Annotated in this window: 19 protein-coding genes and 2 tRNA genes; 12 read left to right on the top strand and 9 right to left on the bottom strand. The window is 69.8% G+C overall.

Annotation, left to right across the window (positions count from 1 at the left end):
• Positions 1-28: 28 nt before the first annotated feature.
• Together ACLQ3K_RS20745 and ACLQ3K_RS20740 are read right to left on the bottom strand one after the other, a co-directional pair.
• A complete protein-coding gene (locus ACLQ3K_RS20745) occupies positions 29-1,810 on the bottom strand; it encodes a sulfite reductase subunit alpha (protein ID WP_426001370.1) in 1,782 nt (593 codons plus the stop codon).
• Entirely contained in the window at positions 1,807-7,341 is a 5,535-nt protein-coding gene (locus ACLQ3K_RS20740) for a glutamate synthase-related protein (protein ID WP_426001369.1), read from the bottom strand. Before ACLQ3K_RS20740 ends, ACLQ3K_RS20745 begins: the two co-directional genes overlap by 4 nt.
• A gap of 131 nt (positions 7,342-7,472) precedes the next feature.
• On the opposite strand from ACLQ3K_RS20740, the gene ACLQ3K_RS20735 reads away from it, so the two are divergent.
• A complete protein-coding gene (locus ACLQ3K_RS20735; RefSeq protein ID WP_426001367.1) occupies positions 7,473-7,997 on the top strand; it encodes a GNAT family N-acetyltransferase in 525 nt (174 codons plus the stop codon).
• Between the two features lie 56 nt (positions 7,998-8,053).
• Here the strand turns inward: ACLQ3K_RS20735 and ACLQ3K_RS20730 are convergent.
• A tRNA-His gene (locus ACLQ3K_RS20730) sits at positions 8,054-8,129 on the bottom strand.
• Between the two features lie 101 nt (positions 8,130-8,230).
• Entirely contained in the window at positions 8,231-8,827 is a 597-nt protein-coding gene (orn, locus tag ACLQ3K_RS20725; RefSeq protein WP_224645405.1) for an oligoribonuclease, read from the bottom strand.
• Between the two features lie 66 nt (positions 8,828-8,893).
• Between orn and ACLQ3K_RS20720 the strand changes: the two genes are divergently transcribed.
• On the top strand, positions 8,894-9,901 hold the full coding sequence (locus tag ACLQ3K_RS20720; RefSeq protein WP_426001365.1) for a pyridoxamine 5'-phosphate oxidase family protein: 1,008 nt from the start codon (positions 8,894-8,896) through the stop codon (positions 9,899-9,901).
• 27 nt (positions 9,902-9,928) lie between these two features.
• Positions 9,929-11,476, top strand: coding sequence for a helicase HerA-like domain-containing protein (locus ACLQ3K_RS20715; RefSeq protein ID WP_224645407.1), 1,548 nt, complete (start codon positions 9,929-9,931; stop codon positions 11,474-11,476).
• Between the two features lie 82 nt (positions 11,477-11,558).
• Here ACLQ3K_RS20715 and ACLQ3K_RS20710 read toward each other — a convergent pair whose 3' ends face one another.
• Both ACLQ3K_RS20710 and cmrA read right to left on the bottom strand, forming a co-directional pair.
• Positions 11,559-12,071 carry a hypothetical protein gene (locus ACLQ3K_RS20710; RefSeq protein WP_336671634.1) on the bottom strand — a complete coding sequence of 171 codons (513 nt, stop codon included), beginning with the start codon at positions 12,069-12,071 and terminating at the stop codon, positions 11,559-11,561.
• Positions 12,071-12,877 (bottom strand): mycolate reductase, encoded by an 807-nt coding sequence (cmrA, locus tag ACLQ3K_RS20705; protein ID WP_336671635.1) that lies wholly within the window; start codon positions 12,875-12,877, stop codon positions 12,071-12,073. The genes ACLQ3K_RS20710 and cmrA overlap by 1 nt, the downstream gene beginning before the upstream one ends.
• A 188-nt stretch (positions 12,878-13,065) precedes the next feature.
• Between cmrA and ACLQ3K_RS20700 the strand changes: the two genes are divergently transcribed.
• Positions 13,066-13,524, top strand: a complete 459-nt coding sequence (locus ACLQ3K_RS20700) for a DoxX family protein (protein ID WP_336671636.1) — start codon at positions 13,066-13,068, stop codon at positions 13,522-13,524.
• Entirely contained in the window at positions 13,521-13,922 is a 402-nt protein-coding gene (locus ACLQ3K_RS20695; RefSeq protein ID WP_336671637.1) for a PPOX class F420-dependent oxidoreductase, read from the top strand. Before ACLQ3K_RS20700 ends, ACLQ3K_RS20695 begins: the two co-directional genes overlap by 4 nt.
• Here the strand turns inward: ACLQ3K_RS20695 and ACLQ3K_RS20690 are convergent.
• Complete coding sequence (locus ACLQ3K_RS20690; RefSeq protein ID WP_224645410.1) at positions 13,919-15,949, bottom strand: NADPH-dependent 2,4-dienoyl-CoA reductase; 2,031 nt, start codon at positions 15,947-15,949, stop codon at positions 13,919-13,921. The two genes, ACLQ3K_RS20695 and ACLQ3K_RS20690, sit on opposite strands and share 4 nt — an antisense overlap.
• Positions 15,950-16,000: 51 nt before the next feature.
• Positions 16,001-16,534, bottom strand: a complete 534-nt coding sequence (locus tag ACLQ3K_RS20685) for a PadR family transcriptional regulator (protein ID WP_426001361.1) — start codon at positions 16,532-16,534, stop codon at positions 16,001-16,003.
• Positions 16,535-16,642: 108 nt separating this feature from the next.
• Here ACLQ3K_RS20685 and ACLQ3K_RS20680 point away from each other — a divergent pair.
• The 3 genes from ACLQ3K_RS20680 to ACLQ3K_RS20670 all read left to right on the top strand — a co-directional run bounded on the left by ACLQ3K_RS20680 (position 16,643) and on the right by ACLQ3K_RS20670 (position 18,397).
• A tRNA-Arg gene (locus tag ACLQ3K_RS20680) sits at positions 16,643-16,716 on the top strand.
• A 112-nt stretch (positions 16,717-16,828) separates the two neighbouring features.
• Positions 16,829-17,689 (top strand): hypothetical protein, encoded by an 861-nt coding sequence (locus ACLQ3K_RS20675; protein WP_426001359.1) that lies wholly within the window; start codon positions 16,829-16,831, stop codon positions 17,687-17,689.
• 51 nt (positions 17,690-17,740) lie between these two features.
• Positions 17,741-18,397: a hypothetical protein gene (locus ACLQ3K_RS20670; protein WP_426001357.1), complete on the top strand. Its 657-nt coding sequence runs from the start codon at positions 17,741-17,743 to the stop codon at positions 18,395-18,397.
• A 320-nt stretch (positions 18,398-18,717) separates the two neighbouring features.
• On the opposite strand, the gene ACLQ3K_RS20665 is transcribed toward ACLQ3K_RS20670, so the two are convergent.
• Positions 18,718-19,161: an NUDIX hydrolase gene (locus ACLQ3K_RS20665; RefSeq protein ID WP_426001356.1), complete on the bottom strand. Its 444-nt coding sequence runs from the start codon at positions 19,159-19,161 to the stop codon at positions 18,718-18,720.
• Positions 19,162-19,292: 131 nt separating this feature from the next.
• On the opposite strand from ACLQ3K_RS20665, the gene ACLQ3K_RS20660 reads away from it, so the two are divergent.
• The 4 genes from ACLQ3K_RS20660 to ACLQ3K_RS20645 all read left to right on the top strand — a co-directional run bounded on the left by ACLQ3K_RS20660 (position 19,293) and on the right by ACLQ3K_RS20645 (position 24,240).
• Positions 19,293-20,663, top strand: a complete 1,371-nt coding sequence (locus tag ACLQ3K_RS20660) for a CitMHS family transporter (RefSeq protein WP_426001355.1) — start codon at positions 19,293-19,295, stop codon at positions 20,661-20,663.
• Between the two features lie 28 nt (positions 20,664-20,691).
• Positions 20,692-22,317 (top strand): ATP-binding protein, encoded by a 1,626-nt coding sequence (locus ACLQ3K_RS20655; RefSeq protein ID WP_426001353.1) that lies wholly within the window; start codon positions 20,692-20,694, stop codon positions 22,315-22,317.
• Positions 22,310-22,969, top strand: a complete 660-nt coding sequence (locus ACLQ3K_RS20650; protein ID WP_224645435.1) for a response regulator — start codon at positions 22,310-22,312, stop codon at positions 22,967-22,969. The genes ACLQ3K_RS20655 and ACLQ3K_RS20650 overlap by 8 nt, the downstream gene beginning before the upstream one ends.
• A gap of 86 nt (positions 22,970-23,055) precedes the next feature.
• Positions 23,056-24,240, top strand: a complete 1,185-nt coding sequence (locus ACLQ3K_RS20645) for a prolyl oligopeptidase family serine peptidase (protein WP_426001351.1) — start codon at positions 23,056-23,058, stop codon at positions 24,238-24,240.
• Positions 24,241-24,255: the final 15 nt, after the last annotated feature.

The following is a 24,255-nucleotide window of genomic DNA, read 5'->3' as shown; positions in this document are numbered from 1 at the left end:
CCGCAGCCGGGGCAGGATGCGGGCCGCATCAGTAGACGTCCCGCACGTAGCGCTTTTCCCGCTTGAGGGTCGCGACGTACTCGTCGGCGTCGTCGGCGCCACGGCCCCGCTGCCCGGCGATCACCCCCCGCAGCGCCCGGTCCACGTCCTTGGCCATGCGCGAGGCGTCGCCGCACACGTAGAAGTGTCCGCCGTCCTCCAGCCACCCGTAGAGTTCCCGCGCCGCCTCGAGCATGCGGGTCTGCACGTAGATCTTCTCCGCCTGGTCCCGGGAGAAGGCCAGGTCGAGGCGGTGCAGCACGCCCTGCTCGGTGAATCCGGCCAGCTCGTCGGCGTAGATGAAGTCGCTGGCCCGATGCTGGTCGCCGAACAACAGCCAGTTCCGGCCCGCCGCCGACGACGCCGCGCGTTCGTGGAGGAACGCCCGGAACGGAGCGATGCCCGTGCCGGGGCCGACCATGATCATCGGCCGGTCGGGGTCCGCGGGCACCCGGAAGGCGGCGTTGGGCTGCAACGAGATCCCGACCTCGTCCGTCTCGGAACAGCGGTCGGCGAGGAAGGTCGAGCACACCCCCTGGTGTTCGCGGCCCGCCTCCGCGCCGTGCCGCACTGCCGCCACCGTCAGATGGATGCGGTCGGGGCTGGCCAGCGGGCTCGACGAGATCGAGTAGGCCCGCGGTTGCAGGGGCCGTAGCAGGTCCGGGAGCTCCGTGGCGTCGATGCGGGCGCCTTCGCACGCGTGCAGGAGGTCGAGGACGTCGCGCCCCCAGAGCCACGCGTCCAGCGTCTCACGCTCGCCGCGCGCCAGGACCGCGGCGAGCTCGGACTCGGGTGCGCGCTCGGCGAGCGTCTTGAGCAGGTCCTTCGACGGCGTGGAGATCTCCCAGTCGGTGGTCAGCCGCGCCGCGAGCGGGGCACCGTCGATGTCGGTGTCCGGGGTGGCGCCGAGTGCCGCGAGTACGGCGTCGACGAGGGCGGGCGCGTTGCGGGGCATCACGTTCAGGGCGTCGCCGGCCGCGTACTCGATCCCGCTGTCGGCGAGGTCGAACTCGACGTGCCGGATCTCCTTGGCGCTTCCGCTTCCGGAGAGCAGTCGGTTGTCCACGAGCCGGGAGGGGAACGGGTTCTTCTTGTTCCACCGTGATTTCGGCTTCGACGGTGTCGCGGGCGCGGCCGCGACGGGTACTGCGGCGGCGTCGGCGGGATCCAGGTGATCGGCGACCGCCCGCAGCCGGGAGACCACCTCGGCGAGCCACGCCGACGCGGGCTCCTCGAAGTCGACGTCGCAGTCCACCCGCGGGGCGAGGCGCGCAGCGCCGAGCTGCTCAAGCCGGGTGTCGATGATCTGCCCGGCCCGGCAGAAGCCCTCGTAGCCGCTGTCGCCCAGCGCGAGTACCGAGAACTGGAGGTGCTCCAGGCGCGGGGCGGTGTCGGCGGACAGCGCCTCCCAGAACAGCTCCGCGTTGTCGGGCATCTCGCCCTCGCCGTAGGTGGACGTGACCACCAGTAGATGCGAGGCGGCCGCCAGCCGGTCGGGGTCGGCGTCGTCGAGTGCGGCGAGGTCGGCCCCGAGGCCGTTCTCCCGCAGCAGCCCGACCAGCCGCTCCGCGAGCTCCTCGCTGTTGCCGGTCTGCGTCCCGTAGAGCACGGTCGCATGGAGCGTGGCGGTGGTCGCGGTGACCGTCTGCTCGGCCTGCACCGCGGCCAGGCCCGCCAGGAATCCCGACAGCCACGCCCGCTGGTCACCGGTGAAGACGTCGATGAGGGCGGACGAATCCGCCTCGGGGAGGACATAGGTGGCGGCGCTCATGCCAGCGTCTCCTTCGCGAATCGCACCAGGTCCGGCATCGCACCCTCGACCAGCATGGCGTTGACGGCGGCGCCGTCGAGGGCCGCGGCGTTGCGGGCGCGGTTGTACAGGATCCAGCCGTAGGTGCCGGGGGCGTCCATGCTCAACACGTTCCGCTCCTCGAGCGAGGTGGTGTAATCGCCGAGGCGTTTCGTCGCGATGAGCGCCGCGAGCTCCGCGTCCTCGAAGGTGTCGAGCCGGGCGCGCAGGTACTTCGTGATCCGTTGCCGGACCGCGAAATCCTCGGTGAGCACCAGGTTCCGGGCGCGGGCGGACACCCGCGGGTCGTCGTGCCCCGTCGCGCCCGGCACGCGTTCGGCGGCCACCTCCTGTGCGAGCGACAGGACCGTGAACGACGAGAGCAGGGAGAAGGCGTGCGGGGAACGGGTGTCGCCGAACTTCGGCGCCGTGCCGCCGCCGACGGGTGTACCCGCGCGCAGCGAGCGCTTGAACTCGCGCAGGCGGTCCGCGGCGACGGAGCCCGACAGCTCATCGAGTAGCTCCTTGCGACCGTGCGCGGCCCAGATGTGGTCGGCGTCCTGGTAGTGCATCAGCGCGAGGGGAGTGCCGACGACGATGTTGTCGCGGGTGCCCGCCCAGTCCGCGAGGAGGCGTGCGGCGAGCGGCGATCCGGTCGCCTCCGCGTGCCAGGCGAGCATGGTCCGCACCGCGACCTCGTGGAAGGGCGGGGTGTGCGGGCCGACGAGGGTCTCGACGTGCAGCGACGAGCTCGCCGCGCCGGCGGCCCGGCCCTCGGGATCGTACTGGTAGACGAAGCCGCCGCTCATGCCGTTGCCCAGGCCCTTGCCGAAGCCGCCGAGGTTGAGTACGGCGCCGCCGGTCATGTACTCGCAGCAGTACTCGCCGACCCCCTCGACGACGGCGGTGGCGCCCGAGTTCCGCACGGCGAAGCGGTCGCCCGCCTCGCCCTGCACGAAAGTGCGGCCGCCCGTCGCGCCGAAGAGCGCGAAATTGCCGATCAGGACGTTGGCCCCGGCGTCGGCGCCGCCGCCACCGGGGGAGCGGACCACGACGCGGCCGCCGCACTGGCTCTTCGCGACGCCGTCGTTGGCGGTTCCGGTGTGCTGCAGGTCCATCCCGTCCGTGCAGAAGACGCCGAAGGACTGCCCCGCGCTGCCGTGCGAGCGGACGACGACGGCACCGTCGGCGAGGAAGCGGCGGCCGCGCTCGTCGGTGAGCACCGCGGGGTGACCGTCGGGCACCGGCACGCCGGTGAAGGCCCCGCGCTGGTCGGCCGCGGGGTGGTTGAGCAGGCGTTCCAGGTCGACGGCGAGCTGGCCGCCCACCGACTTGTTCGGGTTCGCGAGTGCCACGTCGTCGACGGTGATCGACTCCGCGCCACCGTCGAGCAGGCGGTTCCGGACCTCCGCGAGGAGGCGGTCGTCCACCGCGTAGTCCTTCTCGAGGTACACGGGATCGACGACGGTCCGCGGCGCGGGCGCATGCAGCATCGCACGCACGTCGAGGTGGCCGACCGCCGCGGGATGTTCCAGCAGCTGTAGGAGATCGGTGCGCCCGCGCGCCTCGCGCAGCGACCGCAGTCCGAGTCGGGCGAGAAGCGTGCGGACGTCGTGCGCGATGTTGAGCAGGTACTGCGCGAGCGCCCGCGGGTCCCCGTCGAAGACCTCGGGATTCGTGGTGAGTCCGGCCGGGCACTTGAGGTTGCAGTTCTTGGCCATGACGCACTTGAGCATCATCAGGGCGGTCGTCCCGAACTCGAACGAGTCGCCGCCGAGGAGCGCGGAGACCACGACGTCGCCGCCGGTCTGGTGCGCGCCGGAGCACCGGAGGGTCACCTTGTCGCGCAGGCCGTTCGCGACCAGCGCCTGGTGCACCTCGGCCACGCCGATCTCCGCGGAGCGTCCGGCGTACTTGAGGCTGGTCACCGCCGCCGCACCGGTCCCGCCGGTGTTGCCGGCCACGTTGATCACGTCGGCGCCGGCCTTCGCGACGCCGACGGCGATCGTGCCGATGCCCTCGGAGGAGACGAGTTTGACGATCACCCGCACGCGGGCCGCTTTGCAGTCGTGGATGAGCTGCGCCAGGTCCTCGATCGAGTAGGTGTCGTGATGCGGTGGGGGAGAGATCAGCTCGATGCCCGGGGTGCCGCCGCGGGCCGCCGCGATGTCGACGGTGACCTTCGGCCCCGGCAGCTGCCCGCCCTCTCCGGGCTTGGCGCCCTGGCCGATCTTGATCTCGAGCTCCTCGAGCATCGGATCCGCGAGGTACCCGGACCAGATGCCGAATCGGCCGGAGGCGAACTGCTTGATCCGCGAACCGCGGATGGTGCCGTAGCGGGTGCGGTGCTCGCCGCCCTCGCCGCAGTTCGACATGCCGCCGACCATGTTGGTGCCGTGCGCGACCGCCTCGTGGGCGGTGGCGACGAGGGCGCCGTGGCTCATCGCACCGGAGGCCAGCGTGCGGGTGATCTCGTGCGCGGGCTGCACCTCGTCGAGCCGCAGGGAGCGGGGCGCGGTGCACAGCAGCGTCAGATAGGTGTGCGCCCGTCCGGTGGCGGCGATCACGGCGCCGGCATCGGGGCTCGTCTCGACCTCGACCTCGTCCGCGAACAGCTCGCGAAGGAACTGCGCGAACCCGGCGTAGGCGGTGTCCGCCTGGTGCTCCGGGGCGTCGGTCAAACGCACGACGAACCGGCCGTCCGCCGCGGTGTCGACGGTCAGGCCACGGGTCGGCAGGCTCGCGTTGCCCTCCAGGGAGAACCGGGCCAGCTCGCGATGGAACTCCTGGGCCGTCGTGAGCATCGTGACGTCCGCGGGCAATGCGAGCACGTCGCGCAGCGCGGAGGGGCGGCGCTCGCGCTCGACCAGGGTGGCGGCGAGGAATTCGCGGTAGCCGTCGGTGATCTCGAAGCCGTCGATCTGGCGCGGCAGCAGCGCTTTGAAGCCACTGTTGCGGTACGCGGCGTCGTCGAGCCCGAAGGCGTCGTCGAGGCGCGAGAGCGTGAGTAGCCGCAGCGACGTGGAGCCGATGCCGTCGGGACCGGTGAGGGCCAGGGGCTCCTCGGCCATCCGGGTGAAGCCGCGGACGGCGTTGATGCCGTACGAGTGCCCGGCACCGTCGGAGCGCTCCTTGAACAGGCCGAGCAGCGGCACGTCGCGCTCCTCCGCCACGGAGGCCGCCCGTTCGTGCCAGTCGGAGTTCGCCTCCGAGATCCGCGCGAAGCCGACCCCGCCGACGGGGGCGTCCAGGTGCGGGAAGTAGCGGGACAGCACCGGATCCCGCGTGTCCAGGTAATTGGGCTCGAAGAACTGGCCGCCGATGTACGACTCCGCCGTGCACAGGCCCACCCGGCCCATCGTCTTGGCGAGCGACTTCTCCGCCGCCTTGCGGAACCGGTCGAAGGCGCGGTCCGTATCGGTGAGCTCACCGGCGGGCGCCGCGTCGGCGGGGAACCGCTCCTCCGCCCGCAGCCGCGCCGAGAGGGAGTACACCGCGGACGCGCCGAATCCCAGCGCCGAGGCGATGTGATGCGAGGACGGCAACTGGCCGCTCTCGGCGAGGAGCGAGAGCCGCAGGCGCAGGCCGGTCTCGGTGAGCCGGACGTCCACGGCGGCGAGAGCGAGCAGGAGGGGGAGGGGCGCCTGCGCAGTGGAGACGCCGCGGTCGGTGAGGACGGCGATGCCGCCGCCGTCGCGGGCGAAGGCCTCGACGTCGTCGCACAGCCGCTCGACGGCCGCGAGCACCGCGCCGGCGTTCGCTTCCGCATCGTCGACCTCGGGGCGGTACAGCAGGTCGAAGTGCTGGACCGGGGTCACCTGCTGGTCGCGGAGTTTCACCATCTCCAGGTGGCTGAGGATCGGCGAGTCGATCACGATCTGCGGGGCGCGGTGGCCGTGTTCCGCGTTGCCCAGCGCCACCCGCATGCTCATGGCGTCGGCCTCGCGGATCGAGTCCAGCGGCGGGTTCGTCACCTGCGCGAAGCGCTGGGAGAAGTACTTCGCCATGCCGCCCTCGTGGTCCGACAGGGCGTTGATCGCGTTGCCGTAGCCCATCGCCGAGATCCGCTCCGCGCCGTCGGCCAGCATCGGGTCGAGCAGGAACCGGAAGCTCTCCTGGTTGAGCGAGTAGGCGACGTACCGGCCGTGCAGGCTGAGATCGCCCGGGTAGCCGAGGGTCCCGGCGTCGCGCTGGATGGGTGGTGGCGCGATATCGGCGAGGTTCACGCGCGCGGCGCCGAGGAGTTCGGCGTAGTCGCGGCGCGCGGCCAGCAGGTCGAGTGCCTCGCGCGTACGGCGGACCCGACCGTCGCCGGCCCGGTGATCCACGTAGAGCATGCCGCCGGCCTCGATGCGGCCGCGGTGGACCACCGAGTCCGCGGGGAACGGGACCTGCCCGGCCTCCGAGGCGACGACGACGTACTCCGCCGTTTCGACGGTGCGCAGCGGACGCAGGCCGAGCCGGTCCAGGCGCGCGCCGACCACATCACCGTCGGAGAAGATGAGCGCGGCCGGGCCGTCGTTCTTCTCCTCGCCGAGGGAGAAGTACTCGAGCATGTCCCGGACCGGTTGCGGCACCGTGCCGTCGTTCTCCCACGCCGGCGGCATGAGCGAGACGACCGCCTCGACCAGGCCCAGTCCGTCGTCGAAGACCCGGCTCTGCAGCGACTGATCGAGCCGGCTCGAATCCGACTGGCCGGGAGGACGGACGATGGTGCGCGCTTTGGCGCGGGCGACGGCATCGTCGGCCAGGCGGTTCTTGCGGTCCGTGTTGAGCTCGCCGTTGTGCGCCATCAGTCGGAACGGCTGGGCCATCGACGGATGCGGCTCGGTGTTGGTGGAGAACCGCGTGTGGAAGTACAAGGTGCACACCGAGTGCCGCGGGTCCGCGAGGTCGGTGAAGTAACGGATCACCTCGTCGGCATTGAGTCGCCCCTTGAGGGTCTGGGTGCGCGCGCTCAGTGACAGCGGGTACAGCCCGGCGAGATCCGGGGTGCCGTAGGCGATCTGCTCGATCGCGAGGAGGGCCGCGTTCGCGGCGCGGTCCACGTCGATCCGCGGGACGCCCGACGGTGCCGTGAACACCCACTGCGTGACGGGGAGCTGGTAGCGGAGAGCCGCCACGCGGATCGCGGAGGGGTCGACGGGGACGTCGCGCTCGGTGATCACCTCGAAGCCGTGGTCGGCGAGCGTCTCGCGGACGAGCGCCCGCGCGGCCGGTCCCTGCTCCGGGTCGGAGGGCAGGAAGAGGTTGGCGACGCCGAACCGGCCGCGCTGCAGCTCGCTGCCGGTGATCGCGCGGAAGAACTCCACGGACAGGTCGACGTTGACCCCGGCCCCGTCGCCCACGCCCTCCGCGGACATGCCGCCGCGGTGGGGGATGGCGCACAGCGCGTGCTCGCCGTAGGCGATCACGTCGTGATGCTGGGTGCCGTCCTTGCGGGTGATGAAGCCGACGCCGCAGGCGCTCGACTCCCGGGTGGGGTCGTACAGACCGGTGCGTGGTTCGTTCAACGGATCACTCTCACTCGGGGCGCGGTACCTGAAGTCAGAATGGTAAGGCTAACCTTATGGTTGTGCCATGTGGGGTCGGTCACTCCGGAATCTCGATTGCCGCGGAGCAGCGCGCGCCGCAGACTGCGGGGATGGACCTCGTTGAGCTGCTCACCGATCGCCTCGCACTGCGTTGCCACGTGGTCGCCGATGTACCGGCGATCGCGGCGGCGTGCACGGATCCGTGGATCCAGCGGTACGTGCCCGTCCCGTCGCCGTACACGGAGGCTGATGCGCGCGAGTTCGTGGCGACGGCGGTTAGGGAATGGGAGGCGGACGAGTCGTACGCCTTCGCCGTGCATGTGGGCGACGCTCTCGCCGGCATGGCGCAGCTCACCCGCAAGGGGGCCGGGTTCGTCGAGCTGGGGTACTGGGCGGCACCCGGGCAGCGTCGCCGCGGCTACACCGCGGAAGCGTCACATCGGCTGTGCCAGTGGGGTTTCGACACGCTCGGCATTCATCGCATCGATTGGTGGGCGGTGGTGGGCAACGATGGGTCCCGGTCGGTCGCGGAGTCGATCGGGTTCGTCGTCGAGGGAACGTTGCGGCAGCGGGCGATGCTCCGCGGCGAGCCGCAGGACTGGTGGGTCGGCGGGCTGCTCTCGCGGCCGGCCTGACGAACGACGAAGGCCGGCCGACCAGCATCTCTGCTGATCAACCGGCCTTCACCGATTGGGGTGGATGACGGGACTCGAACCCGCGACAGCCAGAATCACAATCTGGTGCTCTACCAACTGAACTACACCCACCAGGTGCCTGGGATCGCCAGGCTCGAAGAACTTTACCCGACGGTTCCGGCGGAATCCAATCGGTATGGCCTCCACCCCGTCGAGCGCGGTGACCAGCGGATTCAGGCCGGGCCGAGCTCCTCGACGGCCGCTGCGATCTGCTCGGTCGACGGCCCGGGAGCCGGCACGAAGGCGGTGCTCCGGTAGTACTTGAGCTCCCGGATCGACTCGCGGATGTCCGCGAGCGCGCGGTGCGCCAGTCCCTTGTCGGGCTGGCCGAAGTAGATCCGCGGGTACCAGCGGCGGGACAGCTCCTTGATCGAGCTGACGTCCACCATCCGGTAGTGCAGGAAGCCGTCCAGCTCCGGCATCTCCTTGGCGATGAACCGACGGTCGGTGGCGATCGAATTGCCCGCGAGCGGCACGGCGCCCGCCTCGATGTGCTCGCGGAGGTAGGCGAGCACGGCCTCCTCGGCTTCGCGCACGGTCACCGTCGACGCCCGGACCTCCTCCGTCAGGCCCGAGCGCGCGTGCATCTCCTGTACCACCGGCGGCATGGCGGCGAGCGCGGCGTCGTCCGCATGGATCACCAGGTCCACGCCTTCGCCGAGCACGTTCAGGTCGCCGTCGGTCACCAGGGCGGCGATCTCGATGAGTCGGTCGGAGGTCAGGTCGAGGCCGGTCATCTCACAATCGACCCATACGAGTTTGTCGTCCACGCCGATCAGCGTAGCCAACGCCGTCAGGCGCCGAGCCGAAGCGAACAGCGAGGGTAGCCTGGCCTCATGAATCCAGTCGGATCGGTGCCGGAGCTCGAGAAGGCCGTCGGGAAGCCCGTCGCGGCGATGATGCTCAAGACGATCGACCACCTCGACGAGCACTGCCGTACGATCCTCGCGGTCTCCACGGCGGCCGTCCTCGGCTACGTCGACCACGACGGTGTGCAGCGCACGAGGCTCCTCGGCGGTGCGCCGGGCTTCCTGTCGGTGGCCTCGCCCACAGGCCTGGAGATCGCACTCCCGGACGACGCCGCGCCGGGCGGGGCCTCGCTGCTGATTCTCGTTCCCGGCTGGCGCGAGACGCTTCGCGTGAACGGCACCGTCGGCGACGGCGGCTTCGCGGTCCTCGAGGCCTACCTGCACTGCGGGAAGGCGGTGATCCGCTCCGGGCTCTGGCAGCCGGCGCCGCCCAGCGCGGCCACCGCGGAGGCCGACGCCGCCACCATCGGACCCGACGCGGCCGCGTTCCTCGCCGCCGCCCCGTTCGCGGTGATCAGCTCCCGCGACGAGGACGGTCGCGCCGACAGCAGCCCCCGCGGCGACCCCGCGGGCGACCTGCGCGTGCTCGGTCCCACCACCGTCGCGATCGCCGACCGCCCGGGCAACAAGCGCACCGACACCCTGCACAACATCGTCAGCAATCCCGATGTGGCGCTGCTGGCTCTGGTCCCCGGCGACGGCCGGGCGGTGGAGCTGACCGGGACGGCCACCATCAGCACCGATCCCGCACTGCGCGAGCAACTCGCCGAGCGCGGGAAGGCGCCGAAGGCGGTGATCGTCGTCGAGGTCTCCCGCGCGCGCCTCGCCCGGAGCGAGGGGATCGCCGCCGCGGCGCTGTGGGACCTCGGTCGGCATGCGGACACCGCGGAACTGCCGCGCCCGTCCGCCGTCTGGACCGACCACGTCAAACGCAACACGACCGGCGGCGTCGGCGCGCGAGTGCTGCGGGCCGTGGCGAACGAAAGGGTCATGCGGGCCGGAGTCGACCTCGACTACCGCCAGAACCTCTATTGACCCAGGTCTCACGCTAGGGTTTGCACCGTGACTGACAACGCGAACTCCCCGGCGCAGACCATCGCCGCCGGCTACGAATTCTCGGGGCCCGCCCTGGAGCTCGGGACCGTCCTCGTGGACGGCACCGTCGACCCGTCGGCCAAGGTGCGGATCCCGCTGGCCATGATGAACCGCCACGGCCTCGTCGCCGGCGCCACCGGCACCGGCAAGACGAAGACGCTGCAGCTCATCGTCGAGCAGCTGTCCGCCAACGGCGTGCCCGTCGTGCTCGCCGATATCAAGGGCGACCTCGCGGGCCTGTCCAAGCCCGGCGAGGCCAACGACAAGACCGCGTCGCGCGCCACCGACACCGGCGACGACTGGAAGCCCGCCAATGTGCCCACGGAGTTCGTCTCCCTCGGCACCAACGGCGTCGGCGTCCCGATCCGTGCCACCATCTCCTCGTTCGGCCCGATCCTGCTGTCGAAGGTGCTCGGCCTCAATGCGACGCAGGAGTCGACGCTCGGCCTGATCTTCCACTGGGCCGACCAGAATCAGCTCGAGCTGCTGGACCTGAAGGACCTGCGCTCGGTGATCCAGTACCTCACCTCCGCCGAGGGCAAGGCCGATCTCGAGGGCATCGGCGGCGTCAGCAAGCAGACCGCCGGCGTGATCCTGCGCGCCCTGGTCAACCTCGAGGCCGAGGGCGGCGACACCTTCTTCGGCGAGCCCGAGATCGACATGGGCGACCTGCTGCGCACCGCGGGCGGCCAGGGCGTGGTCACCCTGTTCGAGCTGGGCGACCAGGCCGCGCGGCCCACGCTGTTCTCCACCTTCCTCATGTGGGTCCTCGCCGACCTGTTCCAGTACCTGCCTGAGGCGGGCGACCTGGACAAGCCGAAGCTCGTCTTCATCTTCGACGAGGCGCACCTGCTGTTCGCCGACGCCAGCAAGGCCTTCAAGGACCAGGTCGAGCAGACCGTCAAGCTGATCCGCTCGAAGGGCGTGGGCGTCTTCTTCTGCTCGCAGCTGCCCACCGACATCCCGAACCCGGTGCTCAGCCAGCTGGGCGCGCGCATCCAGCACGCGCTGCGCGCGTTCACGCCGGAGGATCAGGCCGCGCTGAGCAAGACGGTCAAGACCTACCCGACCTCACCCGCCTACAAGCTCGACGAGGCCCTGACCAGCCTCGGCATCGGCGAGGCGATCGTCACCGTGCTCTCCGACAAGGGCGCCCCGACGCCGGTGGCGTGGACCCGTCTGCGGGCCCCGCGCTCGCTGATGTCCGCGATCGGCGACGATGCGATCCGCTCGGCCGCGCAGGCATCGCCGCTGTGGGGCAAGTACGCGCAGACCGTCGACAACCTCTCGGCCTTCGAGAAGCTGTCGCAGAACGCGCAGCAGGCGCAGCAGGAGAACGCGCCCGCCGAGCAGGCGCCGCCGCCCCCGCCCGCGCCCAAGAAGGAGGAGGAAGAGTCCGGCTGGGTCTCCGACGTGATGAGCAACCCCGCCGTGAAGTCCTTCCTCCGGTCCGCGGCCTCCAGCGCTGGTCGCGAGCTGTCCCGCAGCATCTTCGGCACCAAGCGTCGCCGCTGAGCGAGCACGACGGACGAAAGTCCGGTCATCGGTCCCCACGATCGTGGGATCCGATGACCGGACTTTCTTCATACCGGAGGAGCTACGTCGCCTTCGCCGCCCGACGGAGCATCTCGAATTCGCGGTCGGGGACCAGCTGGGACGGGATCCCGTCGTAGAGAACGCCGCCGCGATACCGGATCACAACGACCGGACCCACGCGGCGCGCTCCGGTGATCGCCGCGTAGTCGATCACGCTCGTCGAGATCGGGCTGATCAGTGAGAGTTCTGCCGGGCCGAAGCCCGTTGCCCACACTGCGCCCGGAGACAGCAGCGCTCTCGTCGCCGACAGGTAGTACCCGAAGTAGACGAGGAAGAGCAGGCCCAGAACGAGGGAGAAGAGGACGACGCTGAACACTCCCAGCCAGCCCATGCGGGTGAAGTCCCACACCGTCACGGCGGCGATGAACGCGTAGAGCCCCCACATCGGCTTGTTCCACATCATCGCCCGAGCGACGGCCCAAGCGACGCGCGACGCGTCGCCCGGCCCGGCGATCCACTGGTGCTGGATCGGCGGGAACGGGCGTTCCCGGAGTGTCGGCCCAGCGGGGTGCATCAGTTGCCCGCGAGCTTCTTGTACATCTCGCCGACGACGGGCGCCATGATGGCGCGCGGGGTGTAGTGGCCCGCCATGGACATGCCCTTCGAGAGCAGGCCCGGCACGACGCGCATCTTGTTCTTCTCCAGCGCGTCCAGGGTCACGCGGGCGGTGTACTCCGTGTTGACCCAGAGGAACTCGGGCACGACCTTCTCGACCGTGGAGCGGTCCTCGGGGTCGGGGAGCTCGGTGCGCACGGGGCCGGGCGCGAGCAGGGTGACGTGCACGCCGGTCTTCTTGAGCTCGCCGCGCAGCGACTCGGAGAAGGTGTTGGCGAAGGCCTTCGAGGCCGCGTAGGTGGCGTTGTTCGGGATCGGCATGTTACCGGCCGCCGAGCCGGTGATCATGATGCCGCCGTTGCCGCGCTTCACCATCTGCGGCAGCACCGCCAGGGTCAGGTCGTGGACGGCGTTGGCGTTGAGCTCGAGCTGCGCGCGCTCGTAGTCGAAGTCCAGGTCGATGACGCGGCCGAAGGTCGCGGTGCCGGCGTTGTTGCACAGGATGGAGATCTCGCGCGAGGCGAGCTCCTCGCAGAGCACGGCGCGCGCGGCATGATCGGAGAGGTCGACGCCGCGGACCTCGGCCTCGACGCCGAACTCGGCGCGCAGCTTCGCGGCCAGCTCCTCCATGGGGCCGGTGCTGCGGGCGACGAGGATGACCGAGTGGCCGCGGCGGGCGAGCTCCGTGGCGAGGGCGACACCGATGCCGGAGGAGCCGCCGGTGACGACGGCGCGGGCGGACTGATGGGGTGCGGGTACTGGCATGGGTCAGATCGTACGGGAGGGCACGCACGGGTCGACATCGCGAAGATCGCACTGTGACCGCTCTGGTCGCGGAGGGCCGTCGGGCGATTTCGCGCACGCTGGACCTGCGGCGATGCGTTTCAAGTGGCGCCCGCGCTGCGCTGCTATTAGGTTAGCCTCGCCATTGTCACGAGCTGAAGGTGGAAGACATGAACCGCTGGGCCCCGTACTACCTGTCCGCTCTCCGGATCGTGACGGGCGTGCTGTTCGCGCTCCACGGTGCCGCGACCTTCTGGGGCTTCCTCGACGGTCGCCGGTCGAGCCCGGACGTCTTCGCCTGGCCGAGCTGGTGGGGTGCCGCGATCCAGCTCGTGGGCGGCCTCCTCATCGCCGCCGGCGCCCTGACCCGGCCGGCCGCGATCATCGCCTCCGGCTCCATGGCATACGCCTACTTCGCCTTCCACGCCGGCGACGGGCTCTCGCCGCTCGCCAACGACGGCGAGCTCTCGGTCCTCTACTGCTGGGTGCTCCTGCTCTTCGCGTTCACCGGCGCCGGGCCGATCAGCGTCGACGCAGTGATCGGCCGCCTGCGGGCAGGGGGTCAGGCTGAGGGAAAGGCCCCGTCGGACCGCGCCGACGAGAAGGATGCGGCAGAGTCGGCGGTATGACCACTGACATCCCCGAAGCCGCGCGCGCTCTCCTCGATCAGGCCCTCGTCGTCGACCTGGCGACGGTCCGCCCCGACGGCGGTCCGCAGGTCAACCCGATGTGGTTCCTCTTCGAGGACGAGCTGATCTGGTTCACGCACACCGACTTCCGGCAGAAGTTCCGGAACCTCCAGCATGAGCCGCGGGTGGCGATCTCGATCCTGCCCGAGGGGAATCCGTACGCCTACTTGGAGATCCGGGGCGAGCTCGACCGGATCGAGCCCGACCCGACGGGGTCTCTGTACACGCGCCTCGCGGAGCGGTACGGCCAGGGCTCGGTCGTGCCGCCGGATGCGGCGGATCGCGTCAAGATCGCGATCCGCCCCACCCGGTTCAGCGGCAACGCTCTTCGGGGCTAGAGCGAGGCCGCGAGCTCGGTGCCCTGACGGATCGCCCGCTTCGCATCGAGCTCGGCGGCCAGCGCGGCGCCGCCGATCACGTGCGCCTTGACGCCGCGGTCCGCGAGCGCCGCGTCGAGGTCGCGCACCGATTCCTGGCCGGTGCACAGGATCACGGTCTCCACGTCGAGCACCCGCGCGTCCTTGCGCTCCTCGCCGAAGGTGATGTGCAGGCCCGCGTCGTCGACCTTCTCGTAGTTCACGCCGCGAAGCTGCTCGACGCCCTTCATCTTCACCGTCGCGCGATGCACCCAGCCCGTGGTCTTGCCGAGGCCGATGCCCTGCGGGGTGCTCTTGCGCTGCAGCATGTACACCTTGGACCGGGTCGACGGTGCGGGGGCCGGCTTGGTGATGAAGCCGGGCACGTCGCCCTGGCGGGTGACGCCCCACTCGGCGTTCCACTCGTCGAGGTGCAGGGTGGGGGACTTGTCGGTGGTGACGAATTCGGCCACGTCGAAGCCGATGCCGCCGGCGCCCATGATCGCGACGGTGTCGCCGATCTCCTTGGCGCCGCTGATCGCCTCGGCGTAGGTGATGACCTTCGGGTGGTCGACGCCGGGGAACGACGGGACGCGCGGCACGACGCCGGTCGCGATGATGACCTCGTCGAACTTGCCGGCCAGGTCGTCGACGGTCGCCTCGGTGTTCAGGTGCACGGTCACCTGGTTCCGGTCCAGCATCGTGGTGAAGTACCGGATGGTCTCGTTGAACTCCTCCTTGCCGGGGATCTTCGCGGCGTAGCCGAACTGGCCGCCCACGTGATCGCCGGCCTCGAAGAGGTCTACCTTGTGTCCGCACTCGGCGGCGCTGACGGCGGCGGAGAGCCCGGCGGGCCCGGCACCGACGACGGCGACGCGCTTGGCGGCGCGGGTCGGCGCGAGCACGAGGTCGGTCTCGCGGCCGGCGCGCGGGTTCACCAGGCACGAGACCTTCTTGTGCACGAAGGCGTGGTCCAGGCAGGCCTGGTTGCAGCCGATGCAGGTGTTGATCTCGTCGGCGCGCTCGTCGCGCGCCTTGTTCGCCCACTCGGGGTCGGCGAGTAGCGGCCGGGCGATCTGGACGAGCTGGGCGTCGCCGCGCTCAAGGAGCTCCTCGGCGGTGGCGGGCATGTTGATCCGGTTCGCCGCGCACACGGGGATGTTCACGGCGCGGGTCACGTCGGCGGTGAACGCCGCGAAGGCCGCGCGGGGGACCGAGGTCACGATCGTCGGGACGCGCGCCTCGTGCCAGCCGATGTCGGTGTTGAGGATGTCGACGCCGGCGTCCTCGAGCTTGTGCGCCAGGGAGAGGATCTCGTCGCGGGTCTGGCCGTCGGGGACGAAGTCCGCCATCGACAGCCGGAAGACGACGATGAAGTCCTTGCCGCACCGCTTGCGGATCTCCCGCACGATCTCGACGGGGAACCGCTGCCGGTTCTCGGCGGAGCCGCCCCACTCGTCGGTGCGCTTGTTGGTGTGTGCCGCGAGGAACTGGTTGATCAGGTAGCCCTCGCCACCCATCACCTCGACGCCGTCGTAGCCGGCCTTCTGCGCGGTGCGAGCCGCGTTGCCGAAGTCGCGGATGGTCTTGCGCACCTCGAAGCCCGACATCGCGCGGGGCTTGAACGGGTTGATCGGCGCCTTGATCGCGCTGGCGGAGGCGCTGAGCGGGTTGTAGGAGTAGCGGCCCGCGTGCAGCAGCTGCATCGCGATCTTGCCGCCCTCCTTGTGCACCGCGTCGGTCACCCGCTTGTGCAGGAGGGAATCGATCGGCGACGACATCTTCGCGCCGGCCGGCAGCAGCCAGCCGGTGATGTTGGGGGAGTAGCCGCCGGTGATGATGAGGCCGACGCCGCCCTTGGCGCGCGCGGCGAAGTAGGCCGCGAGCTTGCCGATGTCCCACGGCATGTCCTCGAGGCCGGTGTGCATGGAGCCCATCACGACGCGGTTCTTCAGCGTCGTGTGGCCGAGGTCGAGGGGCTCGAAGAGGTGGGGGTATTTCGCTGACATGGGCTGATCCTTCATTCGGCTGATCGATCCGGGCTGATGGGGAGGGCTGGTTCAGGGGGTGAGGGCGGCGAGCACTTCGTCGAGCCAGTCGACGGTGCCCTGTTCGGAGTACACGCCCCCGCGCAGCACGAGGTGCTGCTGCAGGTCCGTGCCGGTGAGCGTGGTGGGCTCGGGGTAGTCGCGGGCCTCGAGGCTGCGGAAGAGCTCTGCCCGCTCGGCGTGCAGGTCGCGCACGCGCCGGACCTCGGCCATCAGGTCGGCCAGGTCGGACGGTGCCGCCCCGCGGATCTTGGTGGCCAGCTCGCGCCGGTCCGTGGCGTCCTTACCGGGCGTGCGGATCCACTCCGAGAGCGTCTTCCGGCCGGTGTCGGTGATCGAGTAGACCTTCTTGTCGGGCTTGCCGTCCTGCGCCTGTTCGACGTACGTGACGAGGCCGTTGTCCGTCATCCGCGCCAGCGTCTTGTAGATCTGCTGGTGCGAGGCCCGCCACCAGTGCCCGATCGAGCGGTCGAAGCGCCGGGTGAGCTGATACCCGGTGCCCGAGCGCTCGCTCAGGGAGACGAGCAGTGCGTGTTCGAGGGCCACGCCCGCGACGCTACCGCGGCGAACACAACTATGCAACTAGTTGCACTGCGCTTGTATGCACAACTCGGTGCCGCGCGAGGGTGCCGATAGGATGACCACTGCACCACTGCCTCCGTAGCTCAGTTGGATAGAGCATCGGCCTTCTAATCCGAATGTCGCAGGTTCGATTCCTGCCGGGGGCGCAGTGAAACCAGTGGTAGGCGGCTTGCCGGCCGATGACGTCGGCTCGCAAGCCGCTCTCGTGATGCGCGTCGCGAGGGGCGACGTGTCGGTGTCGCGTGAGACGATCTGTGCGTGGGCAATAAGGATGACTGGCTGCCGTTTGGGATGGATGAGCAGGAAACAGCGCGTTTCACCGCGCTCCGTGAAGATATTCCCGAGTGGCTGGAGTCCTCACTGTGGCCGTGGATCAACTCGGAGTTCACGGAAAAAAACCTCATGTCGACCTTCAATGTCGGTCTGGCGCGTTCTTGCGAGCGCGCGCTGCATGTCGTAATCCCTGCGTATGACCTCAGTGTCGACTTGGGTGTTGCCGCTGTGTCAAGAGTCTTTGACGGCAATACGCTTATGACCTGGCGCTTGGTCGACTACCTACTTTCGCGTATGACGCCGTGGCCGATGTCAGATTCTCCGCGGAACCTCGAAAGTATGCTGAAGGAGTGCGGAATCGCTTGGAAGGTTGGAGACCGTAGCGGGCGACTAGGCTTGGTTCGCCGGATTCCAGAGGGTGTCGCGCAGGCAGCCGAAGCCGCGTCGAAACTCGGAAATGCCGGACGGAGGCTGGCACTGGCGTGGGAAGCGGTATACGGCCTTGATTCGAATCCCTCGCACGGTTACCGATTAGCCGTGATGGCTGTTGAGGACGCCGTAATGCCAGTCGTTTCTCCGAACGACCAGACGGGGCATCTGGGGAAGGCGATCGGGTCCATCGCCAGCGGCTCGTGGACTCTACCGCATCTAAGGGAGGATACCCGTGCCCCATCGCATGACGTACTCGTGTCCATGATGCGACTGTTATGGGCCGGCCAACACGATCGCCATGGCGGCCCCTCGGCGGTCGGAGTGTCTGAAGTCACTCAAGAAGAAGCCGAGTCGGCGATTGCGCTTGCGGTCACTCTTGTTGATTGGTTCGCAACCGGCAAGGTTCAGAAGTAGGCGAGTTGCGTCTCGAATGCGGTAAGGCATGTCCCGTGGCAGGATCGCTGCATGGTTGAGAAATGGGAGACGGCTCGGGCGTTTGCTGCTGTCGCTGCTCCGTGCGCGACTCTGTTCGCTGCCGGGGTGGCACTCTGGATCGGACTTCGGTCAAGTCGACGTGACAGGAATTCGCGATCGATCAGTCTGGCAAGTGATGCGCTTGTCAGTATCGGTCTCTTCAAGATGCCATTCTCGAGATTGGCGATTCGGAGTATTGGCTACGACGCACAGATTGGATTTGTTGAGCAGAGGACTGCTCCGTCACTCTCGAAGCCGGTGGTGCGCTCCGAATTTATGAACGTGTCGCCTCAGGAGTGGGGAGACCGTCAGAATGAAATCTCCAAATATAACGGAGAATGGCGTCACGCATACGAGCGTGGGTGGATGGTTGCGCGAACGGCCATGCGTAAGGATGTGCGAACGACGGTGCAGCCTGCATTTGATTCCGCCGACAAGGTGAGTGAGAAGTTGGATGCGATAGTCCAGATAATCGGCACTGTGGTCGGAGGAGGTGCGATCAGAAACGGGTTGGAGCTTCCGTTTTCCGATGCGGATGCCGATTTTGTTAGTCGGTACAGCGTGGCAGTAGAGGAATTGCACAAATCAGTGTTCGAACACTATTGTTCCGTGGAGCGTGCCGTGCCGAAGATTTCGGATCTAAATTGAGATTGGTGACTTGCCCAGGGGGGCGATCTGCGGATAGGGCGGCGGCCCCGGGGCATTGGCGGGATATCGAGAATTGGCGAACAATGTCGGCTAGATATCAACCGGCTCGGGAGGCCCCGCTGAAGCGGATCGCTGGAAAGCGCGCGCGTTACCCGTCCTCGAAAATTGCGATTCTGGTCATAGCGGTGTGAGGCGATGGGGCATCTTTATTGCCATTCGGGTACCGCTTATAACCGACGCGCGGCAGTTCCTGGGGTGAGATCCTTGCCGGATGAAGCTGAACCAGCGGTCATGGGTGGGAGCGCGGACTGGCTCGGCGTTCACCGCCGGCTGAGCCGGATCAATCGCAGCGTCACGTCGACGATCTCCGCGCGGGGCTGCAGCTCCCGGGCCCGTTCGAGCGGGACCCATTCCGCGAAATCCGTGGTGCCGCCGACCTCGACGGTGCCGAGCGCGCCGGAGTCGATGGCGACCTCGACGAGGAACCGCTGGGAGCGCACCGGCGCGCGGGTCGCGGTGGCGGGCACCGTGATGTGGTTCTCCGCCAGGAACCGGCCCGGGGTCACTCGGTAACCCGTCTCCTCCTCGAACTCGCGGACCAGCGCGTCGTGCAGGGTCTCGTCGAACTCCACGCCGCCGCCGGGCATGGTCCAGCAGGGCGGTGCGCCCGTGCTGCCGTTGAACCAGGTCAGGAGGATCTCGTCGGCCTCGTTCACGACGAGGCCGTACACCGCGAGGCGCGTGTGGAACTCGGTGAAGTGCATCGAATCAGCGTAGGGCCGCGCCGCGCGAAACGCGCAAAAGGGCGACTAACACGCACAAGCGCGCGCTGTGAACGTCGTCACCTCAATGCTCCTCGTGTTACCCCGATCACTCATCCACGAGGAGAAACCCCATGCTGACAGTCCTGGGACTGACCATGGTCGCGGCGTTCATGGTCGTCATCATGACCCGCCGCGCGACGCCCATCGTCGCGCTGATCGCCGTCCCGGTGATCTTCGGCCTGCTGGCCGGTGCCGGCACGGGCATCGGCAAGATGATCACCGATGGCATCAAGGACCTCGCGCCCACCGCCGCGATGCTCTTCTTCGCCATCATCTTCTTCGGCGTGATGATCGACGTCGGCCTCTTCGACCCCGTCGTGCGGGCCGTGGTCCGCGTCGTCGGCGAGGACCCCGCCAAACTCGTGCTCGGCACCGCCGTCCTGGCGGGAGTCGTCTCGCTCGACGGTGACGGCTCCACCACGTTCATCGTCACCACCTCCGCGCTGCTGCCGCTCTACCTCAAGCTCGGCGTCAGCCCCGTCGTGCTCACCGTGGTCGCGGGCCTCGCCAACGGCACCATGAACATCCTCCCGTGGGGCGGCCCCACCGCCCGGGCCGCTGCCGCGCTGAAGATCTCGCCGTCCGAGGTCTTCGTCCCGATGATCCCGTCACTGATCGCGGGCATGGTCGTCGTCCTCGCCTTCGCCTGGCACCTCGGGCTCATGGAGCGCAAGCGGCTCGGCAGCATCGTGATCCGCGAGCGCGTCCTCGCCGGCGCGGGCGCCACCGGCGGCACCGTCGGGGGCGACGGCGGCACCGACGCGCCCGTCCCGCCCACCGGCGGCACCGGCGACAGCGCCCTCACGGCCGTCACCGGCGCGCACGGCAACCCGAAGCTGATGTGGTTCAACGCCGGTCTCACCGTCGCCCTGCTGTCGGTGCTCACGCTCGACCTGCTGCCGATCCCCGTGCTCTTCATGATCGCCGCCGCGATCGCGCTGGCCGTCAACTTCCCCCAGGTCGCCGACCAGCAGGAGGCCATCACCCGGCACCCGAAGTCGATCGTCTCGGTCGTCGGAATGGTGTTCGCCGCAGCCGTTCTCACCGGCGTCTTCAAGGGCACCGGCATGGTGGATTCCGTCGCGGCGTGGGTGACCGGCATCATCCCGTCGTCGATGGGCCCGCACCTGGCCGTCATCACCGGCATCCTGTCGATCCCGTTCACCTTCCTGATGTCCAACGACGCCTTCTACTTCGGCATCCTGCCCGTGCTATCCGAGACGGCGAGCCACTACGGGATCAGTGCCGCCGAGATGGCCCGCGCGTCGATCACCGGGCAGCCCTTCCACATGCAGAGTCCGCTGGTGCCCGCCATCCTGCTGCTCGTCGCCCTCGCGGGCGTCGGACTGGCCGATCACCACAAGAAGGTGCTCTGGCGCGCGTTCGTCGTCTCGATCGTCATGCTCGTGGTCGGTGTCCTCCTCGGCCAGATCCCCTTCTGAGCGCGGCTCGGATGGCTAGGCTGAGCCGATGCCCAGGATCCGGCTGCGCACGCAGATCCTCCTGCTCCAGGTGGTGATCATCATCGTCAGCCTCGCCGCCGGCTTCGGCATCGTCCTGCACCGCGTGGACGCCGACACCCGCACCGAGTACGGACACCGGGCCGAGGCGATCGCCGAGACGGTCGCCTCCGATACCGACGTCCGCGCCGGCGCCGCCACCCAGTCGGCGGCGCGCCGCGCAGGCCACCCCGCCACGCAGGAGGAACTCGCCGCCGCGCCGCTCCAACGCCAGGCGGTCGCGATCACCGAGCGCACGGGCGTGCTCTTCGTGGTCATCGCCGACGACGCGGGCTACCGCATCGCCCACCCGGACCCCGCCCAGCTCGGGGCGCCGTTGAGCACGGACCCGTCCACCGCCCTGGGCGGCGAGATCGAGGTGACCCAGCAGCGGGGCACCCTCGGCGACTCCGTCCGCGCGAAGGCCCCGGTCCTCGGGAACGATGGGACCGTCGTGGGGCTGGTCAGCGTCGGCATCTCCACCGAGACGGTGGCTGAGGCGGCCCGCCGCACGCTGCTCCTGCTCGCGGGCCTGGCCGCGCTCGCGCTCGTCGTCGGGATCCTCGGGTCCGGCCTGCTCGCCCGACGGTGGCGCCGCCTCACCCTGGGCCTCGAGCCGGAGGAGATGGCGGAGCTCATCCGCGAGCAGAACGCCGTCCTGTACTCGGGTTCGGAGGGCGTGATCGCCATCGACGCGCAGGGCGTCGCCCGGGTCATCAACGATCGCGCCCGCGAGCTGCTCGGCGTCACCGCCGCGGCGGGCACCCCGCTCGCCGGCCTCGGGCTCACCGACCGGGTCGCGGGCGTCGTCGCGACGCCCACCGAGGTGCCCGTCGCCGCCGCCGTGAACGAGCGGGTCGTCCTCGTCGCCTCGCGCCGGGTCCACCGCGGCGACACCGACCTGGGCACCGTCCTCACCGCCGTCGACCGCACCGACGTCGAGGCGCTCACCCGCGAGCTCGATTCGGTGCAGGCGATGAGCGCGGCCCTGCGGGCGCAGCGCCACGAGTCGGCGAACCGGGTGCACGTCGTCGCCGGGCTGCTCCGCGACGGACGCACCGACGAGGCCCTGGCCTACCTGGACGAGATCGCCGGCCGCGCGGGCGTCCTCCCGGTCTCCGGCCTCGATCGACTCGACGAGCCGCACCTGCGGGCCTTCGTCTCCGCCAAGGCGGCGCGGGCCCGCGAGCGGGGCGTCGTCCTGCGCGTCGGCGCCGACACCGCGCTCGTCGGCGTGCTCGCGCACCCCGTCGACACCACCACCCTCGTCGGCAATCTCCTCGACAACGCCATCGACGCCGCGGGCGACGGCCCCGAACCACGGGAGGTGGAACTCGACGTGCTCCGCGACGGCGACGACCTCGCCGTCATCGTCGTCGACAGCGGCCCCGGCTTCGCCGTCGACGACCCGTTCGTCGAGGGCGTCAGCACCCGCACCGACCCGACGGTGCCCGGCGGCCGCGGGCTGGGACTGGTCATCGCCCGACAGGTCGCCCGCGGGCACGGGGGAGACGTGACAGTGGTGGCCCGGGGCGGCGACGGCGAGCCCACCACGGTGATGGCAACGCTGCCGGAAGGGGTGCGCGACGATGCCTGACGAGCTGCGGATCCTCGTCGTCGACGACGACTTCCGGGTGGCCGCGATGCACGCGAAGATCGTGGACGCCATGGTCGGCCTGACGACGGCGGGCTCCGCGCGCACGCTGTCGGAGGCGCGGGCCATTCTCGAGCGGGACCGGGTCGACCTCGCCCTGGTCGACGTCTATCTGCCGGACGGCTCCGGCATCGACCTGGTGCGTGAGATGCGCTGCGACGCCTTCATCCTCGGCGCCGCGGACGATGCCGCCAGCGTCCGGGCGGGCCTTGCTGCGGGCGCGCTGCAGTACCTCATCAAGCCCTTCGCGACCACGGAGCTCGCGCGCCGGCTCGGCGCCTACACGGCGTACCGCCGGATCCTCGGCACGGCGGAGGTCACCCAGGAGCAGGTCGATGCCGCCGCCTCCGTACTGCGCAGCGAACGGCCCGCCCCGCGCCGCGACGAGGGCGGTTCGGTCACCGAAAGACGGATCGTCGAAGCGCTGCGCGCCGCCGACGGCCCGATGCTCGCCGATGACATCGCCGCCGAGGTCGGCGTCTCGCCGGCGACCGCCCGCCGGTACCTCGCGGAACTGGTCCGGGAGGGCACACTGACGATGGCCCTGCAGTACGGCGCGACGGGCCGGCCGCGCCAGCGGTACACGCTGAGCTGAGCCGTCTTCCGCGCCGCGCGATGTCCGCGAGCGGATCGACCGACTCGCCGGGTACCGCGCCCCCGGTGGCGCTAGAGTCCGAAGCCATGAGAATCACTCGGTTCGCGCTCGCCGGCATCACCGCACTCGTCGGATCCGGGCTGTTCCTTGCCCCGGCCGGCGCCGCGCCGAACTGGTCGGGCCTCGACGTCGCGAACTACGCCGGGCCGATCCCCGCGAAGGGCGGCCAGCAGATCCGGTCCGTGGACCTCGATCCCGCGCTCTCGATCCCCGGCGCGGGGACGGCCAAGCGGGTGCTCTACTCGACGACCGATCAGCACGGCAAGCCCGCGACCAGCACCGGTGCGATCTTCGTGCCGAAGGGGCCCGCGCCCGCGGGCGGCTGGCCGGTCATCGCGTGGGCGCACGGCACCGTCGGCCTCGGTGACACCTGCGCCCCGTCGGCGAGTCCCCGGTCCGCCCGCGACCGCGAGTACCTCGGGCACTGGTTGTCGCAGCGGTACGCCGTCGTCGCCTCCGACTACGCCGGGCTGGGGACGCCGGGTCTCATGAGCTACCTCAACAGCGTCTCGACCGCGCACAACGTGGTCGACTCCGTCGTCGCGGCGCACCAGGACCCGTCGCTGCAGCTGTCGAAGAAGTGGGCGATCGTCGGCCAGTCGCAGGGTGGCGGCGCCGCCGTCAACAGCGCCCGATGGGCGACGGAGTTCAGCGCCGGGAGCGGCCTCGACTACCGCGGCGTCGTGGCCACGGGCACCCCGTTCAAGATCGAGGAGGTCGTGAAGAACGTCGGGCCCGCGAGCGGGCTGCCCGGCGGACTGAGCTCCGCGGCCACGTCCTACACCGCCTACATCCTGGCGGGGATCCGCGAGGCGAACCCCGGCGTGGACTTCGACTCGGTGCTCACCCCGCGCGGCAAGGCGGCCGCCGCGAAGGCCGAGGTGCAGTGCTACGCGCAGCTCAGCACGTCCCTCGCCGGGCAGAAGCCGACGGACTTCCTCACCGCCAAGGTCAGCACCGTGCCCGGCGCGAGCGCCGCCCTCGACCGGTACATGGGAACCCCCACGTCGGGCTACGACCGGCCGGTGTTCCTCGGCGTCGGCCTCAAGGACACCGACGTGCCCGTCCAGTCCTCGATCGCCCTCGCCGCCGCTCTGAAGAAGAGCGGCACGACCGTCGAGCTGCACCAGTACCCGAACGCCGGCCACAGCGGCGCCGTCCTCGAATCCATGAAGGACTCGACCCCCTTCCTCGCCCGCGTCTTCGCCTGATCGCGCGGCCGCGCG

The sequence above is a fragment of the Tsukamurella sp. DT100 genome, assembly GCF_049844855.1.
GTDB lineage: Bacteria > Actinomycetota > Actinomycetes > Mycobacteriales > Mycobacteriaceae > Tsukamurella.
Note: the sequence above shows the minus strand (reverse complement) of the source record. Positions and strands in the feature narration are given on the sequence as shown.